Here is a 15,332-nt window from a genome sequence, read left to right as displayed (position 1 = left end):
GTACGATCCTGAAACTGTGGCAGCACATTATCAGATCCTCGGGTCCACGTCCGCCGCGATTTCGGCGAGTGTGGAAACGGGCATCCGCACCGGGGTGCTGGCGGCGGGCGACGCGTTGCCGCCGGTCCGCTCCCTGGCCACGACGCTGGCGGTCAGCCCGGCCACCGTCGCCCGCGCCTACCAGGAGCTACGCCAGCGGGGTCTGGTCGTCACAGCCGGCCGGCACGGCACCCGGGTCCGGCCCCGGCCGCCGGTCGCCCCCCGTCGGGCCGCCCGGCACCCGGCCCCCGCCCCCGGCACCCGTGACCTGTCCCTGGGCCAGCCCGACCCCCGGCTGCTGCCGCCGCTCGGCCCGCACCTGGCCGCGCTCGCCACCGGGATCGGTCCCCCCGTGGGGTACGCCACGACCGGTGTGCACCCCGCCCTGGCCGAGGCCGCCCGCTCCCGGCTCGCCGCCGACGGGGTGCCCGCCGACGAGCTGACCGTCACCGGGGGAGCGCTCGACGGCATCGAGCGGCTGCTCGCCTCCCACCTGCGCCCGGGTGACGCGGTCGCGGTGGAGGACCCCGGCTGGGCCAACCTGCTCGACCTGGTCGCCGCCCTCGGCCTGCGGCCGGTCGGCGTGCCGGTCGACGACGAGGGGCCCACCGTCACCGGGGTGCGCGACGCGTTGACCCTCGGGGCGCGGGCGCTGGTGGTCACCAGCCGGGCGCAGAATCCGACCGGTGCCGCCGTCTCCGCCGGCCGTGCCGAGGCCCTGCGGGCGCTGCTCGCCGGCCGGGCCGACCTGCTGCTGATCGAGGACGACCACGCCGCCGAGCTGTCCCGGCTGCCGCTGCACCCGCTGGCCGGGGCCACGGCGACCTGGGCGTTCGTCCGTTCGGTCAGCAAGCCCTACGGGCCCGACCTGCGGCTGGCGGTGCTGGCCGGTGACGAGGTGACGGTGTCCCGGGTGGCCGGCCGGGCCCGGGTGGGCGCGGGATGGGTCTCCACCGTCCTGCAACGACTCGTCCTGTCGCTCTGGCGCGACCCGGCCACCACCACCCTGATCCACCAGGCCGCCGACGCCTACGAACGCCGCCGGTCCGGCCTGCTCGCCGCGCTCGCCGACCGGGGCGTGGTGGCGCACGGCCGCAGCGGCATCAACGTCTGGCTGCCGGTGCCCGACGAGACCATCACGGTCACCGCCCTGCGGGACGCCGGCTGGTCGGTTGCGCCCGGTGGCCTCTCCCGGCTCGGTGCCCCGCCCGCCGTGCGGATCACGGTCAGTTCGCTCGACGACGCCGACCTCACGCCGCTGGCCGACGCGGTCGCGGCGGCGGTCCGCCCCGCCGACCCGATCGGCTTCACCGCCTGACCCGTGTCGTCGGTCTGCTCCTACGGGGCTGCGCGGGGGTGGGGGCGGGTGGCGCGGTCAGCCCCGCCGGCTGGACGAAGATCCGCCGCCGGGAGACCGCGTCCCCGGCCGCGTCCAGCTGGTATCCCTCCAGCCAGACCCAGCCGTCGTACGTCGGCCAGTCGAGCACCCGGATGACCCGGAACCGGATGGGGCGGAGAAACTGCACGCTGGCGGCCCTGGTCACGTACACCAGGTCACCGGCCTTCATCGGCGCTCCTGGTCCCGCGCGCGCAACGCCCGCTGCACGCGTCGCTCGCGCCAGACGCGCAGCGTCTCGCCCGCGTCGGCCAGGCGGTCGCAGGAGCCGTCCGGCTGGCAGCGGGAGCAGACGTTGCGATGGTGGAAGTCGACGACGTAGCCGGCCATGATCACGACGAACGGCGGCTCAGCGGGTCGCTGCTCATACATGTGGCCAGGCCCCCCGGTTGAGCCTGCGCGGGTGGCGCGTGCCCCACCCGGCCTCGGGATCCGGTCGTCGAGGCGCGGCTCGATGGTCGGCGGTGGCGTCCCGCTCGCAGGTCGCCGCCGGGGGCAGCGACCTGCCCTGCTGTACGACATCGACAGGTTCAGCAGGGCGATGGAACCACTTGCAACGAGTCATGCCGGACGCTCCTTGACCGGGGCTAAGGGTTGACAGTTGTCCAACTATAACCAGAGCCTATTGAGCTTGTCTAAGCAATAGAGTATTACTCATAACAATGCAAATCGGACCTACGCTCACCGCTATGGCACTGCTCAAAGGCACGCGGCTGGAGGTGTGGGGAGCTGCCGAGATCCAGGAACGTCTGGGGATCTCACGGCAGCGCACCTACATCCTGATCAGCCGTCGGGATTTCCCGGCTCCGGCAGCTGTCCTCAAGATGGGTCAGATCTGGTTGAAGTCCGATGTGGAGTCGTGGATCGCCGAGAAACGCCCTCACCTGCTCGAAAGCGACGAGGAAGCTTAGGCGAGTCCTCGCCTGACGGGTTGCCTCCGAGGAGCCCGGCGGGTCCTTCGTGGACCCCCCGTGCGACCGGGTAGAACAGTCGCCATGGCCGAGCAGACCGCCCCACCCGGTGCCCGACAGTTCATCCCGCCGCAGGCCGGCACACTGGCCGAGTTGCGTACCGCCGCTGCCGGCTGCCGGGGCTGCGAGCTGCACCGGGACGCCACCCAGACCGTCTTCGGCCGGGGCGACGAGAGCGCCCGGGTGGTCTTCGTCGGGGAGCAGCCCGGCGACCTGGAGGACCAGCACGGGCTGCCCTTCGTCGGTCCCGCCGGACGGCTGCTGCGCCGGGCGGTCGACGACGCCGGTCTCGACCCGGCCCACCTCTACATCACCAACGCGGTGAAGCACTTCCGGCACGAGCTTCGTGGCCGGCGGCGCATCCACCAGACCCCGGACCAGGTGCACATCGTCGCCTGCCGGCCGTGGCTGGTCGCCGAGTTCGCCCGACTCCGCCCCGAACTGGTGGTGGTGCTCGGCGCGACGGCGGCGAAGGCCCTGCTCGGCCCGGCGTTCCGGGTCACCCGGCAGCGCGGCGCGCTGCTGCCCTGGCCGGCCGCCGCCGAGCACCCGCAGGACTTCACCCGGGCGCCGGTGGACGACACCGGTACGGATGCGCCCGCCGCCCGTCTGCTGGCCACCATCCACCCGTCGGCGGTGCTGCGCGCCGACAATCAGGAGATCGCCTACCGGGGGCTGGTCGACGACCTCACGGTGGCCGCCCGCGCCCTGACCGGTTGACCGGGTACGACGGCACAGGCCGGGCCCCGTCCCGCGCCGCCGCGCGTCGACCGGTAACCCCGGTGCGGGCGGCGGGCCGGCTGCGCGACGATGGGCTCCCCGAACCAGGAGCGTGTGATGACCGCCGACCTGCGCGCACCCATCCGGCCCGACGTCGCCCCGATCCAGCGGCGCACGCTGCGGCTGCTCTTCGTCACGCAGATCATCGGTGGGGTCGGGGTGGCCATCGGGATCTCGGTCGGGGCGCTGCTGGCGGCCCGGGTCGCCGGCACCGCCGTGGCCGGGCTGGCGCAGAGCTGCGGGGTGGTCGGCGCGGCGCTGCTCGCCGTACCGGTCACCCGGATCATGAACGGTCACGGGCGTCGCCCGGGACTGGTGGTGGCGTACCTGGTCGGGGCGGTCGGGGCGCTGCTGGTGGTGCTCGCCACGGCCACCGGTGCGGTACCGCTGCTCTTCCTGGGGATGCTGCTGTTCGGCGGGGGCACGGCGGCCAACCTCCAGGCCCGCTACACGGCCGTGGACCTCGCCGAGCCGGCCCGCCGGGGCCGGCAACTCTCCCTGGTCGTCTGGGCCACCACCATCGGCTCGGTGGCGGCACCCAACTTCGCCGCGCTCGCCGACGGGGTCACCCGGGGATGGGGCCTGCCGTCGCTGTCCGGCCCGTTCGCGTTCAGCGCCGTCGCGTTCGGCGTGGCTGCGGTCGTACTGCTGCTGCTGTTGCGGCCCGATCCGCTGTTGACCGCGCGGCGGCTCGCGGCGGCCGACGCCGGGACACCGGCCGGGGCCGCCCCACCGGCGGCGACCACCGCGCCGGACGCGCGGCGGGCCGGTATGCGGGTGGCCTGGCGGGTGGTGCGCGGCCGGCCGGCGGCCCGGCTGGGCATCGCCGCCGTCGCCATCGGCCACCTGGTGATGGTCGCGGTGATGGCGATGACCCCGGTACGCCTCGGCGAGTCGCACTCCGACGCGGACGTGCTGCGCGTCGTCGGCATCGTGCTGAGCGTGCACATCGCCGGCATGTACGCCCTCTCCCCGGTGGTGGGCTGGCTCACCGACCGGTTGGGTCGGCGTGCGGTGATCCTCGGTGGGGTCGGCACGCTGCTGGCCGCGTGCGCGGTGGCCGGCACCGCCGGGCACCACACGCCGCGTCTCTCGGTCGGCCTGGCCCTGCTCGGGCTGGGCTGGTCGGCGACGATGGTGGCCGGTTCGACGCTGCTGTCCGAGGCGGTGCCGTCCGGGGTACGCCCCAGCGTGCAGGGGCTGTCCGACCTGACGATGGGGCTGGCCGGGGCGGGCGCGGCGGCGGCCAGCGGGTTTGTCATGCGGGTGGCGGGTTATCCGACCCTGACCCTGCTGGCGGCGATCGCGGTGGTGCCGTTGGTGGCGCTAGCGTTGCGTCGGGTGCCGCCGACGGCACCCGACGAGGAGGAGTGATCACGTGCGGCTGACCGACTTCTGGACCCGGCTGGACGAGGCCTTCGGGCCGGGTTACGCGGCCAGCATCGCCAGCGACCAGGTGCTCTCCCAGCTCGACGGGCGGACCATTACCCAGGCCCTCGCCGCTGGTGAGCAGACCCACGTCGTGTGGCGGGCGGTGGTCGCCGCATACCCCGACCGGGTGCCCGCACGGCTACGTTGAGCTGCCGTTCCGCCACTTCCGCGTGTCACTTGCCGGCTCGTACACCTGTTCGGCTATTGTCCACAGCGGGGTGCTCGTCCACAGCTCACGGCCCGTCGGCTGGTTTTCTGTCGGACCTAGCGCCTAGCGTGTCCGCGTGACGCGAAGCTCAGGAAAGACGCCGGCGAAGGCAGGAGTGGCAAACATGGCCGCAGGGCCCGACCGGGAGAAGGCACTCGACCTTGCTCTCGCTCAGATCGACAAGCAGTTCGGTAAGGGGTCGGTGATGCGGCTGGGCGAGCGCCCGGTCGTCCAGACCTCGGTCATCCCGACCGGCTCCATCGCGCTCGACGTGGCGCTCGGCGTCGGTGGTCTGCCCCGGGGCCGGGTCGTCGAGGTCTACGGTCCCGAGTCCAGCGGCAAGACCACGGTCGCCCTGCACGCGGTGGCCAACGCCCAGCGGGCCGGCGGCATCGCCGCGTTCGTCGACGCCGAGCACGCGCTCGACCCCGACTACGCCAAGGCGCTCGGCGTCGACACCGACGCCCTGCTGGTCTCCCAGCCGGACACCGGCGAGCAGGCGCTGGAGATCGTCGACATGCTGGTGCGCTCCGGCGCGATCGACATCATCGTGATCGACTCGGTGGCGGCCCTGGTGCCGCGCGCCGAGATCGAGGGCGAGATGGGCGACAGCCACGTCGGTCTCCAGGCCCGGCTGATGAGCCAGGCGCTCCGGAAGATCACCGGCGTGCTCAACAACACCGGCACCACGGCGATCTTCATCAACCAGCTCCGCGAGAAGATCGGCGTCATGTTCGGCTCGCCCGAGACGACCACCGGTGGTCGGGCGCTGAAGTTCTACGCCTCGGTCCGGCTCGACGTGCGCCGCATCGAGAGCCTCAAGGACGGCACCGACGTGGTCGGCAACCGCACCCGGGTCAAGGTCGTCAAGAACAAGGTCGCCGCGCCGTTCAAGCAGGCCGAGTTCGACATCATGTACGGCAAGGGCATCTCCCGCGAGGGCTCGCTGATCGACGTCGGCGTGGAGCAGGCGATCATCCGTAAGTCCGGTGCCTGGTACACCTACGACGGCGACCAGCTCGGGCAGGGTAAGGAAAAGGCCCGGGAGTTCCTCAAGGAGAACCCGGACGTGGCGGCCGAGATCGAGAAGAAGATCCTGGAGAAGCTCGGCGTCGGGGTCGGCGCGGGTGACGCCGCCGGTGGCCCTGAGCTGCCGCCTGTCGACTTCTGACCGGTCGCGGTCGAATGGCAGGACGACGCGCCCGCACGGGGCGGGGCTGGGATGCCGCCCCTCCCCGTGCAGGAGCCGACGACGCGACGCCCCGCCCCCGGCGGGGTCGCCGGGGGGCGGCCGACGGGACCGAGCCGACCCCCGGTGAGTCGACGCCCCGCGACGAGGCCGAGGTGGCCCGGGAGATCTGCCTGCGGCAGCTCGCGGTGCGGCCACGTACCCGGGCCGAGCTGGCCGGGGCGTTGGCCAAGAAGGGCATCTCCGACGAGGTGTCCGCTCAGGTCCTCGACCGCTACGACGAGGTCGGCATCATCGACGACGCGGCGTTCGCGCGGGCCTGGGTCTCCAGCCGGCACAACGGTCGCGGCTTGGCCCGCCGGGCACTCGCCAACGAGCTGCGTCAGCGTGGCGTGGACGGTGAGGTGGCCAGCGAGGCCCTCGGTGAGCTGGACGAGGAGACCGAGGCGGAGACCGCCCGTGCCCTGGTCGACCGCAAGCTGCGCACCGCCCGGGGTGAGCCCGACGCGGTGTTCCGTCGGCTGGTCGGCATGCTCGCCCGCAAGGGCTACCCACCCGGGGTGGCGATCCGGGCGGTGAAGGACGCCCTCGCCGCCCAGAGCGCCGAGGCCGCCGAGTTCGCCGATCAGATCGACGCCGACGCCCTGGCCGATGTCGAGGGCGAGCGGGGCTGACCGATGCAGACCGACGCCGACGTGCTGGCCGATGCCTCCCGGACGGTGCGCCCGCCCTCCGACAACGCCACCCGGGCGTCACACGCCCGTGCTCTGGGCGTCACCTGACCCCTGCGTACCGCCACCCGCCTGGACCTGCGCCCTGGGCGTCACCTGACTGACCCCGCGCGCATCCTCACCCGCGTAGCCTCCCTGGCCGGTGCCACCGGTTCCGCCACTCCCACACCCCGCAAGATCGTGCTCGAACCTGGTTGTAGTGGTATCCGTCGTTTCGGAGGCCACTACAACCAGGAAACAGTGCGATCTTGCGGAGCGGGGTGTGGGCGCTGGTCCGGAGGCCGGCCCCGGTCCGGACGGCAAGCGGAGTGGAGAGACGCCGGGGCGCGGTGGGCCGCCAGGTGCTGAAGGTGAATAGCGGTCGGAGGGTGGCCGACGGGCGGCTGAAACGGGAGTTTTATGGCTTCGTGTCCGGATTTGGATCACCAATGGGTGACGTTGCCAACTCTCTCCGTTCGGGGGGTTTGATCATGAGTTCTTGACCGATCGGCCTTCCGAGACCTAGCCTCGCCATACAGGCTCACTTTGCCCGACCAGCGCAGGCTAAGCGCACAACATAGATCTCGTAACAGAACAGCATCACTTTGGCCAGCTCCACCGGCCTTGACGGTCGTTCCGGACAGCCGGTCCGGAGCCGACCCGACAACTGCACCCGGCTGTCGGCGATGCCGCATGGGCACCGCCGACGGAGAGCTATCCCCACGGCCAGCCGCTCGGTCGGGCGTCCAGAGCCGCAGAGGTGCGTGCCCGTCGGCACGGTTCCCCTGCGGCGTAGACGTTTGGGGAGGCACGACCATGGCGGGTCGGCACAGGGACCGGGGGTCCCCAGCAGGCGGTGGCGAGCGCGGGTGCGCCGACGCGGTGTGGCGGCCCACCGGCCCCGGTGACGGGACGCCGGCATGAACACCTTCGACGTGGTGCTCCTGATCGTCGTCGGGGTCCTCACCCTGGTCGTGGTCGGCGCCGTCCTGATCGGCGTACGGGCGCTGCGTCGCATCGGTGCCGCTCCCGCCCCGGAGGACCCCGCCTTCATCGCCGAGAAGGACCGCCAGGAACAGTCCCTGGCCGCCCTGCGGACCGCCGCCGACGAGGTGAACAGCACCATCGACGTGGCGAAGTCCGCCGCCTCCGCAGCCCGTGCCGAGGCGGCCGGGGCCAAAGCGGAGGCGAAGTCGGCCCGGGCGGAGGCCCGCCGGGTCCTCGACGACGCCCGTGCCGAGGCGGACACCGTCCTGGAGCGCGCCCACAAACAGGCCGAGGCGGACGCGGAGCAGCTGCGGGCCAGCGCCCGGCGCAGCGGTGAGCGTGAGGTGGCGGTGCTCGCCGCGACGACACGGGAGCAGGCGGCCGAGGTGGAACGCCGGGCCGCCCGGATGGACGAGCGGGAGCGGCTGCACACCGAGGAGGTGGAGCGGCTGGCCGAACGCGAGCGGCAGCTCACCGCCGCCAGCGCCGCGCTGGCCGAGCGGGAGGCGGCGATCAGTGCCCGGGAGGCCGCGCTGACCGTGGCCGAGGAGCAGCGCCGGCGGGAACTGGAACGCGTCGCCGGGCTGACCGCCGAGTCGGCCCGCACGGAGCTGATCGAGGTGATCGAGACCCAGGCGAAGCGGGAGGCGGCGCTGCTGGTGCGGGACATCGAGTCCGACGCCCGCAACACCGCCGAGCAACGCGCCCGGCACATCGTGGTGGACGCCATCCAGCGGGTGGCCAGCGAGCAGACCGCCGAGAGCGTGGTCAGCGTCCTGCACCTGCCGGGGGACGAGATGAAGGGGCGGATCATCGGCCGGGAGGGGCGCAACATCCGTGCCTTCGAGTCGGTGACCGGAGTCAACCTGATCATCGACGACACCCCCGAGGCGGTGCTGCTGTCCTGCTTCGACCCGGTACGCCGGGAGGTCGGTCGGCTCACCCTGGAGAAGCTGATCCTCGACGGGCGGATCCACCCGCACCGGATCGAGGAGGTGCACGACCTCGCCCGGCAGGAGGTGGAGGAGCTGTGCCACCGGGCCGCCGAGGACGCCCTGGTGGAGGTGGGCATCACCGAGATCCACCCCGAGCTGGTCACCCTGCTCGGCCGGCTGCGCTACCGCACGTCGTACGGGCAGAACGTGCTCAAGCACCTGGTGGAGACCGCGCACATCGCCGGGATCATGGCCGCCGAACTACGGCTGGACGTGCCGACGATCAAACGGTCGGCGTTCCTGCACGACATCGGCAAGGCGCTCACCCACGAGGTGGAGGGCAGCCACGCCATCATCGGCGCCGACCTGGCCCGCAAGTACGGCGAGAGCGAGGACGTGGTGCACGCCATCGAGGCGCACCACAACGAGGTGCCGCCGCAGACCATCGAGGCGGTCCTCACCCAGGCTTCCGACGCCTGCTCGGGCGGGCGGCCCGGGGCCCGGCGGGAGAGCCTGGAGGCGTACGTCAAGCGGCTGGAACGGATCGAGGAGATCGCCGCCGGCAAGATCGGCGTGGAGAAGGTCTTCGCGATGCAGGCGGGCCGGGAGATCCGGGTGATGGTCAAGCCGGACGACGTCGACGACATCGGCGCGGCGGTCCTCGCCCGGGACGTGGCCAAGCAGATCGAGGAGGAGCTGACCTACCCGGGGCAGATCCGGGTGACCGTGGTCCGGGAGTCCCGGGTCACCGAGATCGCCCGCTGACCGGCCACCGGACGGCGGCACCGGCCGCACCGGGCGACGAGGGGAACCCGCGACCACGGTGACCACCGAACGACACGGCACGAGGGCCGGCCCGGAGATCCGGGCCGGCCCTCGTGCCGTGCGGGGTGGTTCAGTTGCCGCCCGCGCCCTCCGCCTGGGAGGTGAGCGCGGCGGCCGGGGGCGGCGGGGCCGCCTTCCCGACGGACTTGCGGCCCCGGGACAGCCGCCGCTGGACGAACTGGGCCAGCTTGGACAGCGAGTAGTTGGCCAGGATGAACAGCGCGGCGATCACCACGTAGACCTGGATCGGGTTGTCCAGCACGCCGATGAGCTGCTTGCCGATGTTGAGGGTCTCCTCGTAGCTGATGATGAAGCCCAGCGAGGTGTCCTTGAGCACCACGACGAGCTGGCTGATCAGCGCCGGCAGCATGATCCGGAACGCCTGGGGCAGCAGGATCATCCGGGTGGTCTGGGCGGGGGAGAGGCCGATCGCGGCGGCGGCCTCGGCCTGCCCGCCGGGCAGTCCCTCCATGCCGGAGCGGAGGATCTCGGCGATGACCACGGAGTTGTAGACGGTCAGGCCGATGACCAGGTACCACAGCGAGTCGAAGGAGACGCCGAACTCGGGGAAGCCCCGGGCCACGAAGAAGATGGTGAGCACCACCGGCAGGCCCCGGAACACCTCGACGCAGACCCGGGTGACCGCCGAGAGGGTGACGCTGAGCCCGCGCAGCAGGTAGGCCACCGGGGTGGCCATCCCGGTGAAGCGTCGCCGGGTGAGGCTCTTGAGCTGGATGCGCAGCACCGCGAGCAGGGTGCCGACCACCAGCGACGCGACGATGGCCAGCACGGCGGCGGTCAGGGTGTTCTTCAGCCCGAAGCCGATCCGGTCCCACACCTGGGAGAAGTTCTCGTGGGAGGGGTCGACCAGCGGACCCCACAGCTCCATCGAGAACTGGCCCTTGTCGTCCAGCGGGCGGTAGATCAGGAAGTACGCGCCGACGGCCAGCAGCACGGTGGCGACGATGCTGCCGATCAGGGTGATCCGGCGTTGGCGCGGGCCGGGGACGTCGTACAGGACGCTGGTCTGCTGACTCATCGGGCCACCGCCTGTCGCTTCTCCAGCCGGTCGAGCAGTGCGCCGAGCGGCACGGTCATGATCAGATAGCCGATCGAGATGCCGATGGCGACCGGGATGAAGGCGTAGCCCTCGGCGGAGGTGAGCTGGTCGGCGCTCTGGGAGAGGTCGCCGACCACGCCGAAGAAGCCGATCAGCGCCGAGTTCTTGATCATTGCGATGATCACCGAGCCGAGCGGCACCACCGACGCCTTCCAGGACTGCGGCAGCACCACGTGCCGCAGGTTCTGGCCGAAGGTCAGGCCGAGCGACCGGGCCGCCTCGGCCTGACCGGGGGGCACCGCGTTCACCCCGGAGCGCAGCGCCTCACAGACGAACGCGGCGGTGTAGAGCACCAGGGCGATCAGCGCGAACCGGAAGTACGGCAGGTCGGTGCCGAGCCGGGTGAAGAGCGAATCCAGCACGGGGATCCGCAGGAAGTCGGCGTTGGAGCCGAGCGCCGGCAGGCCGAATGCGGCGAAGAACATCACCACGGTCAGCGGCATGTTCCGGAAGATGTTCACGTAGGCGGTGCCGACGGCGCGCAGCGGCGGCACCGGCGAGATGCGCAGCACCGCCAGGACGGCGCCCAGGATCAGGGCACCGATCGCGGCGAGGACGCAGATCTGGAGGGTGAGCCAGAAACCACCCGCGAAGACGTCGAACTTGTCGATGAGCACACTCACGGGCCGGTGTTCCTCCCCACCCTCCAGATCGAGGTCAGATCAGTAACGGTTGACGGTGGGCGCGGTGCCCAGCTCCGCGCCGAACTTGCCGGCGGTGTCGTCCCACGCCTTCTTCCAGCTGCCGTCGTTGAACGCCTTCTCCAGCGTGTCGTTGACGAAGTTGCGGAAGTCGTTGTCTTCCTTCTTCACCCCGATGCCGTACGGCTCCTTGGTGAAGTTCTCGCCGGCCAGCTTGAACGACGACTCGTCCTTGGCGATGTAGCCGAGCAGGATCACGTTGTCGGTGGTGACGGCGTCGACCTGGCCGCCCTTGAGGGCGTCGCGGCACTTGTCGTACGTGTCGAAGAGCACGAGCTGGGTGCCGACGTCCTTGACGTACTTCTTGATCTCCTCGGCCGGGGTGGACCCGGTCACCGAGCAGACCTTCTTGGTGCCGTCCTTGAAGGAGTCCGGCCCGGTGATGGTGGCGTCGTCCTTCTTGACCAGGATGTTCTGGCCGGCCTCGTAGTACGGGCCCGCGAAGGCGATCCGCTCCTTGCGCTTGTCGTTGATGGTGTACGTCGCCGCGACCAGGTCGACGGTGCCGTTGACGATGACGTCCTCACGGACCTTCGACGGCGTCTCGACGTACTCGATCTTGTCCTCGGGGATGCCCAGCTCCTTGACGATGAGCTTGGCGACCTCGACGTCGAAGCCCTCCGGCTTGCCCGACAGGCCCTTCTGGCCGAAGCCGGGCTGGTCGAACTTGGTGCCGATCTTGATCTTCTGCGCCTTGTTGAGCTTCTCCATGGTGCTGCCGGCGGCGAAGGACTTGCTGCCGGAACCGGTGCCCTCGTCGGCGTCGTCGCCGCCGCAGGCGGCCAGGCCGAGCGCCAGAGTAGCCGCCGCGGCGACTGCCGCCACGCGCTTCATACGCATACTGATCTCCTTCTTCGTCGGAATGCACCGGTGACCGGCACGCTCCACTACGGACGCCTAGTGCGTGAGGATCTTGGAGAGGAAGTCCCGGGCCCGCTCGCTGCGCGGGTTGGCGAAGAACTCCGTCGGCGGGGCGTCCTCGACGAGCTGCCCGTCGGCCATGAAGATCACCCGGTTGGCGGCGTGCCGGGCGAAGCCCATCTCGTGGGTCACCACCACCATGGTCATGCCCTCGCCGGCCAGTGAGGTCATCACGTCGAGCACCTCGCCGACCATCTCCGGGTCGAGGGCGCTGGTCGGCTCGTCGAAGAGCATCGCCTTGGGCTGCATGGCCAGCGCGCGGGCGATCGCCGCCCGCTGCTGCTGGCCGCCGGAGAGCTGGGCCGGGTACTTGTCGGCCTGGTTGGCGATGCCGACCCGGTCGAGCAGGGCCAGGCCGCGCTCGCGGGCGGCGGCCGGCTTCTCCTTGCGGACCTTGACCGGCCCGAGGGTGACGTTCTCCAGGATGGTCTTGTGGGCGAAGAGGTTGAACGACTGGAAGACCATGCCGACCTCGCTGCGCAGCTTCGCCAGCGCCCGCCCCTCGGCCGGCAGCGGCTGGCCGTCGAAGGTGATCGTCCCGTCGTTGATCGGCTCCAGCCGGTTGATCGTCCGGCAGAGTGTCGACTTGCCGGAGCCGGACGGCCCGATCACCACCACGACCTCGCCCTTGCCCACCGAGAGTGACACGTCGTCGAGCACGTGCAGTGGGCCGAACCACTTGTTGACCTTGTCCAGCACGATCAGCGGTTCGCCGGTCGCCACGTCGTCCACCGTCCCTGTCGTCGTACCGGAAAGCGGGGTCGGTCGACCCCCGGTTGGGCCACTGTAGGCGGGGCGACGTGGCGGATCGCAACCCAACGGGTCACGGAGAGGTAACACCGGTGTCGGGTGTGCTCCGGCGTCCGAATTTCGGCACCCGACGGGCCGGTCGGGTGGCGGGTGGACCGGGTGACGGAGATCATGGGGCGATGACCGAGCGGATCCGGCTGACCGAGTACGCGCGTGGCGGCGGCTGCGCCTGCAAGATCCCACCGGGGGAACTGGAGGCGATGGTCGCCGGCCTCGGGCCGGCCACCGGCACCGCCGAACTGCTGGTCGGTCTCGACCACGGCGACGACGCCGCGGTGGTCCGGCTGGACGAGCGGACCGGCCTGGTCACCACCGCCGACTTCTTCACCCCGGTCGTCGACGACGCCTACGACTGGGGGCGGATCGCCGCCGCCAACGCCCTCTCCGACGTGTACGCCATGGGCGGCACCCCGCTGGTCGCCATCAACCTGCTCTGCTGGCCCCGGGACACCCTCCCGCTGGAGCTGGCCCGGGAGGTGCTGCGCGGCGGGCAGGACGTGGCCCGGGAGGCCGGCTGCCACCTGGCCGGCGGGCACAGCGTCGACGACGACGGCCCCAAGTACGGGCTGGCCGTGACCGGGCTGGTCCGCCCCGAGGAGCTGATCACCCTGGACGCCGGGCGGGCCGGGCTGCCGCTGTCGCTGACCAAGCCGCTCGGCGTCGGTGTGCTGAACACCCGGCACAAGGCCACCGGTGAGGTGTCCGCCGAGGCGGTGGCGTCGATGACCACGCTCAACCGGGACGCGGCCCGCGCCGCCGTCGCGGCGGGCATCCGCTGCGGCACCGACGTGACCGGTTTCGGGCTGCTCGGGCACGCCTCGAAGCTGGCCCGGGCGAGCGGCCTGACGGTGGCCATCGACGCCGCCCGGGTGCCCTACCTGCCCGGTGCCCGGGAGGCGGTGCGCGACGGGCACGTCAGCGGCGGCACCCGACGCAACCTGGACTGGGTGGGCCCGTGGACCGGGTTCGGGTCGACCGGGGAGGCGGACCGGCTGCTGCTGGCCGATGCGCAGACCTCCGGAGGGCTGTTGCTGGCCGGCGAGGTGCCCGGCGGCACGGTGATCGGCGAGCTGCTGCCCCGGGGCGAGTCGATGGTCGTCATCCGCTGACGCGTGCCGCCGCCCCTGACCGCCGACGCCTGACCGCCGACCGCCGCCCCCTGACCCCTGACCGCCGTCTCCTGACCCCGGGTGGCGGGCCCGGACTTCCGACGCCGCGCCGGGTGGGCTGGGCTGTCGGTCGGCCGGTTCGGCGGGGCACCGTACCCGATAAACTGTCATCTTCCCGCTACTCCGGGCAATGCGGCGCTAGGAAATTTTGCCCGGAATGGTCACAGACCGGTAACTTGCCCCCGGCCGGGGGCAAATGCCCCCCACCATCGTGAGTAAGGCCCGATCCGGAGGCCGGTGGGACTAACGCAGCGAGGAGGCGGCATGACCGAGCTGTGGAACTGGAGAATCGACCGGGCCGCACCCGTGGAGGTGTACCCGGCCCTGGCCGAGGCGCTCGGACGGGTGGTGATGCCCCTGGCCGTGGCCGACCCGGCCCGGCTGCCCACGTACGCGGTGATCTGCGACGTGTGGGAGGCCCCGGGGGAGTTCGGGACGATCGTCGACTGCTACGGCGTACCCGAGTCGCTGCACCAGCTGAGCGCGGTCGCCGCGCTGGCCCGGCTGCTCGACCGGGACTGCCTGCTGGCCGACGACACCCTCGACGCCGGCCGGCACCTGCTGGTCGCCCCGGGCGGCACGATCCGCCCGGTGCACTTCGAGGTCACCGAGACCGACGACGGTGAGGTGCTCTCCGCGCGCCGGCTCTGCACCCTGGCGCACCCGGGCTGTCGGGGCTGGTCGCGGTGCTGCCGTTCGCGCTGGGCACCCGACTCGGTCAACCCGGCCCTGGCCGCCGCCTGACCGACCCCCCGCCCGACGGCCCGTGCACCCAGGGCCACCGCCCGGTCCGTGGCGGTGCGGCCGACGCCCGGCGGGTCAGGGGGGCGACGGCCCGGGGCCCGGCGGGTCAGAGGGCGACGGCCCGGGGTCGGTGGTCAGGGGGCGACGGTGGGGCGGGTGCCCCGGACCTGCAACTGGTCCAGCAGGGTCGCGGTGGCGGCGGTCACCGCGCTCACCGCCGCCTCGAACGCCGCCGCGTTGTGCGCGGCCGGGGCCCGGAAACCGGACACCTTACGGACGTACTGCAACGCCGCCGCCTCGATGTCGGCCGGCGTGACCGTCGGGACGTACGGCTCACGCAGGGTCTTGATGCTCCGGCACATGGTTCCTCCTCGTCGGGGGTCTTCCCGGTCGGCC

17 protein-coding genes are annotated in these 15,332 nt (G+C 71.9%); 10 read left to right on the top strand and 7 right to left on the bottom strand.

What is annotated here, in order from left to right; all coding sequences use genetic code 11:
• The first annotated feature begins 16 nt into the window (after nucleotides 1-16).
• Nucleotides 17-1,357, top strand: a complete 1,341-nt coding sequence (locus AB0C22_RS27095; RefSeq protein WP_357537801.1) for an aminotransferase class I/II-fold pyridoxal phosphate-dependent enzyme — start codon at nucleotides 17-19, stop codon at nucleotides 1,355-1,357.
• On the opposite strand, the gene AB0C22_RS27090 is transcribed toward AB0C22_RS27095, so the two are convergent.
• Nucleotides 1,347-1,607 carry a hypothetical protein gene (locus AB0C22_RS27090; RefSeq protein ID WP_219468576.1) on the bottom strand — a complete coding sequence of 87 codons (261 nt, stop codon included), beginning with the start codon at nucleotides 1,605-1,607 and terminating at the stop codon, nucleotides 1,347-1,349. The two genes, AB0C22_RS27095 and AB0C22_RS27090, sit on opposite strands and share 11 nt — an antisense overlap.
• Nucleotides 1,604-1,807 carry a hypothetical protein gene (locus tag AB0C22_RS27085; protein WP_219468579.1) on the bottom strand — a complete coding sequence of 68 codons (204 nt, stop codon included), beginning with the start codon at nucleotides 1,805-1,807 and terminating at the stop codon, nucleotides 1,604-1,606. Before AB0C22_RS27085 ends, AB0C22_RS27090 begins: the two co-directional genes overlap by 4 nt.
• Nucleotides 1,808-2,124: 317 nt before the next feature.
• On the opposite strand from AB0C22_RS27085, the gene AB0C22_RS27080 reads away from it, so the two are divergent.
• The 7 genes from AB0C22_RS27080 to rny all read left to right on the top strand — a co-directional run bounded on the left by AB0C22_RS27080 (nucleotide 2,125) and on the right by rny (nucleotide 9,411).
• A complete protein-coding gene (locus AB0C22_RS27080; RefSeq protein WP_219468584.1) occupies nucleotides 2,125-2,346 on the top strand; it encodes a DNA-binding protein in 222 nt (73 codons plus the stop codon).
• 84 nt (nucleotides 2,347-2,430) lie between these two features.
• Nucleotides 2,431-3,126 carry a UdgX family uracil-DNA binding protein gene (locus AB0C22_RS27075; protein WP_219468585.1) on the top strand — a complete coding sequence of 232 codons (696 nt, stop codon included), beginning with the start codon at nucleotides 2,431-2,433 and terminating at the stop codon, nucleotides 3,124-3,126.
• A gap of 117 nt (nucleotides 3,127-3,243) precedes the next feature.
• The gene (locus AB0C22_RS27070; RefSeq protein ID WP_219468588.1) at nucleotides 3,244-4,560 is read left to right on the top strand and encodes an MFS transporter; all 1,317 of its coding nucleotides are present in this window, start codon (nucleotides 3,244-3,246) and stop codon (nucleotides 4,558-4,560) included.
• A gap of 4 nt (nucleotides 4,561-4,564) precedes the next feature.
• Nucleotides 4,565-4,765, top strand: a complete 201-nt coding sequence (locus AB0C22_RS27065) for a DUF3046 domain-containing protein (protein ID WP_091249479.1) — start codon at nucleotides 4,565-4,567, stop codon at nucleotides 4,763-4,765.
• A gap of 184 nt (nucleotides 4,766-4,949) precedes the next feature.
• Nucleotides 4,950-5,996, top strand: coding sequence for a recombinase RecA (gene recA / locus AB0C22_RS27060; RefSeq protein ID WP_208569362.1), 1,047 nt, complete (start codon nucleotides 4,950-4,952; stop codon nucleotides 5,994-5,996).
• A gap of 14 nt (nucleotides 5,997-6,010) precedes the next feature.
• Nucleotides 6,011-6,688: a regulatory protein RecX gene (locus AB0C22_RS27055; protein ID WP_357537797.1), complete on the top strand. Its 678-nt coding sequence runs from the start codon at nucleotides 6,011-6,013 to the stop codon at nucleotides 6,686-6,688.
• Nucleotides 6,689-7,644: 956 nt separating this feature from the next.
• Nucleotides 7,645-9,411 carry a ribonuclease Y gene (rny, locus tag AB0C22_RS27050; RefSeq protein ID WP_357537795.1) on the top strand — a complete coding sequence of 589 codons (1,767 nt, stop codon included), beginning with the start codon at nucleotides 7,645-7,647 and terminating at the stop codon, nucleotides 9,409-9,411.
• Between the two features lie 130 nt (nucleotides 9,412-9,541).
• Here rny and AB0C22_RS27045 read toward each other — a convergent pair whose 3' ends face one another.
• The 4 genes from AB0C22_RS27045 to AB0C22_RS27030 are packed head-to-tail and all read right to left on the bottom strand — an operon-like array spanning nucleotide 9,542 to nucleotide 12,945.
• Complete coding sequence (locus tag AB0C22_RS27045) at nucleotides 9,542-10,510, bottom strand: amino acid ABC transporter permease (RefSeq protein WP_357537793.1); 969 nt, start codon at nucleotides 10,508-10,510, stop codon at nucleotides 9,542-9,544.
• Nucleotides 10,507-11,214: an amino acid ABC transporter permease gene (locus AB0C22_RS27040; RefSeq protein ID WP_357537791.1), complete on the bottom strand. Its 708-nt coding sequence runs from the start codon at nucleotides 11,212-11,214 to the stop codon at nucleotides 10,507-10,509. The genes AB0C22_RS27045 and AB0C22_RS27040 overlap by 4 nt, the downstream gene beginning before the upstream one ends.
• 39 nt (nucleotides 11,215-11,253) lie before the next feature.
• Entirely contained in the window at nucleotides 11,254-12,132 is an 879-nt protein-coding gene (locus AB0C22_RS27035; protein ID WP_357537789.1) for a glutamate ABC transporter substrate-binding protein, read from the bottom strand.
• 57 nt (nucleotides 12,133-12,189) lie between these two features.
• Nucleotides 12,190-12,945, bottom strand: coding sequence for an amino acid ABC transporter ATP-binding protein (locus AB0C22_RS27030; RefSeq protein WP_357537787.1), 756 nt, complete (start codon nucleotides 12,943-12,945; stop codon nucleotides 12,190-12,192).
• A gap of 197 nt (nucleotides 12,946-13,142) precedes the next feature.
• On the opposite strand from AB0C22_RS27030, the gene selD reads away from it, so the two are divergent.
• Together selD and AB0C22_RS27020 are read left to right on the top strand one after the other, a co-directional pair.
• Nucleotides 13,143-14,132 carry a selenide, water dikinase SelD gene (selD, locus tag AB0C22_RS27025; protein ID WP_219468607.1) on the top strand — a complete coding sequence of 330 codons (990 nt, stop codon included), beginning with the start codon at nucleotides 13,143-13,145 and terminating at the stop codon, nucleotides 14,130-14,132.
• Between the two features lie 324 nt (nucleotides 14,133-14,456).
• Nucleotides 14,457-14,936, top strand: coding sequence for a hypothetical protein (locus tag AB0C22_RS27020; protein WP_219468610.1), 480 nt, complete (start codon nucleotides 14,457-14,459; stop codon nucleotides 14,934-14,936).
• Nucleotides 14,937-15,070: 134 nt separating this feature from the next.
• On the opposite strand, the gene AB0C22_RS27015 is transcribed toward AB0C22_RS27020, so the two are convergent.
• On the bottom strand, nucleotides 15,071-15,298 hold the full coding sequence (locus tag AB0C22_RS27015) for a DUF2277 family protein (RefSeq protein WP_208569572.1): 228 nt from the start codon (nucleotides 15,296-15,298) through the stop codon (nucleotides 15,071-15,073).
• Between the last annotated feature and the right edge of the window lie 34 nt (nucleotides 15,299-15,332).

The organism is Micromonospora sp. NPDC048894 (assembly GCF_040649765.1).
Taxonomy (GTDB): Bacteria; Actinomycetota; Actinomycetes; order Mycobacteriales; family Micromonosporaceae; genus Micromonospora; species Micromonospora antibiotica.
The sequence above is the reverse complement of the archived record's forward strand: the minus strand, read 5'-3'. Positions and strand labels throughout refer to the sequence as shown.

Excerpts from the sequence above, each read along its gene's own strand:
- rny (WP_357537795.1), top strand. The coding sequence starts at position 7,645 with ATGAACACCTTCGACGTGGTGCTCCTGATCGTCGTCGGGGTCCTCACC.
- AB0C22_RS27070 (WP_219468588.1), top strand. The coding sequence starts at position 3,244 with ATGACCGCCGACCTGCGCGCACCCATCCGGCCCGACGTCGCCCCGATC.
- AB0C22_RS27090 (WP_219468576.1), bottom strand. The coding sequence starts at position 1,607 with ATGAAGGCCGGTGACCTGGTGTACGTGACCAGGGCCGCCAGCGTGCAG.
- AB0C22_RS27035 (WP_357537789.1), bottom strand. The coding sequence starts at position 12,132 with ATGCGTATGAAGCGCGTGGCGGCAGTCGCCGCGGCGGCTACTCTGGCG.
- recA (WP_208569362.1), top strand. The coding sequence starts at position 4,950 with ATGGCCGCAGGGCCCGACCGGGAGAAGGCACTCGACCTTGCTCTCGCT.
- AB0C22_RS27085 (WP_219468579.1), bottom strand. The coding sequence starts at position 1,807 with ATGTATGAGCAGCGACCCGCTGAGCCGCCGTTCGTCGTGATCATGGCC.
- selD (WP_219468607.1), top strand. The coding sequence starts at position 13,143 with ATGACCGAGCGGATCCGGCTGACCGAGTACGCGCGTGGCGGCGGCTGC.
- AB0C22_RS27080 (WP_219468584.1), top strand. The coding sequence starts at position 2,125 with ATGGCACTGCTCAAAGGCACGCGGCTGGAGGTGTGGGGAGCTGCCGAG.
- AB0C22_RS27020 (WP_219468610.1), top strand. The coding sequence starts at position 14,457 with ATGACCGAGCTGTGGAACTGGAGAATCGACCGGGCCGCACCCGTGGAG.
- AB0C22_RS27015 (WP_208569572.1), bottom strand. The coding sequence starts at position 15,298 with ATGTGCCGGAGCATCAAGACCCTGCGTGAGCCGTACGTCCCGACGGTC.
- AB0C22_RS27055 (WP_357537797.1), top strand. The coding sequence starts at position 6,011 with ATGGCAGGACGACGCGCCCGCACGGGGCGGGGCTGGGATGCCGCCCCT.
- AB0C22_RS27045 (WP_357537793.1), bottom strand. The coding sequence starts at position 10,510 with ATGAGTCAGCAGACCAGCGTCCTGTACGACGTCCCCGGCCCGCGCCAA.
- AB0C22_RS27075 (WP_219468585.1), top strand. The coding sequence starts at position 2,431 with ATGGCCGAGCAGACCGCCCCACCCGGTGCCCGACAGTTCATCCCGCCG.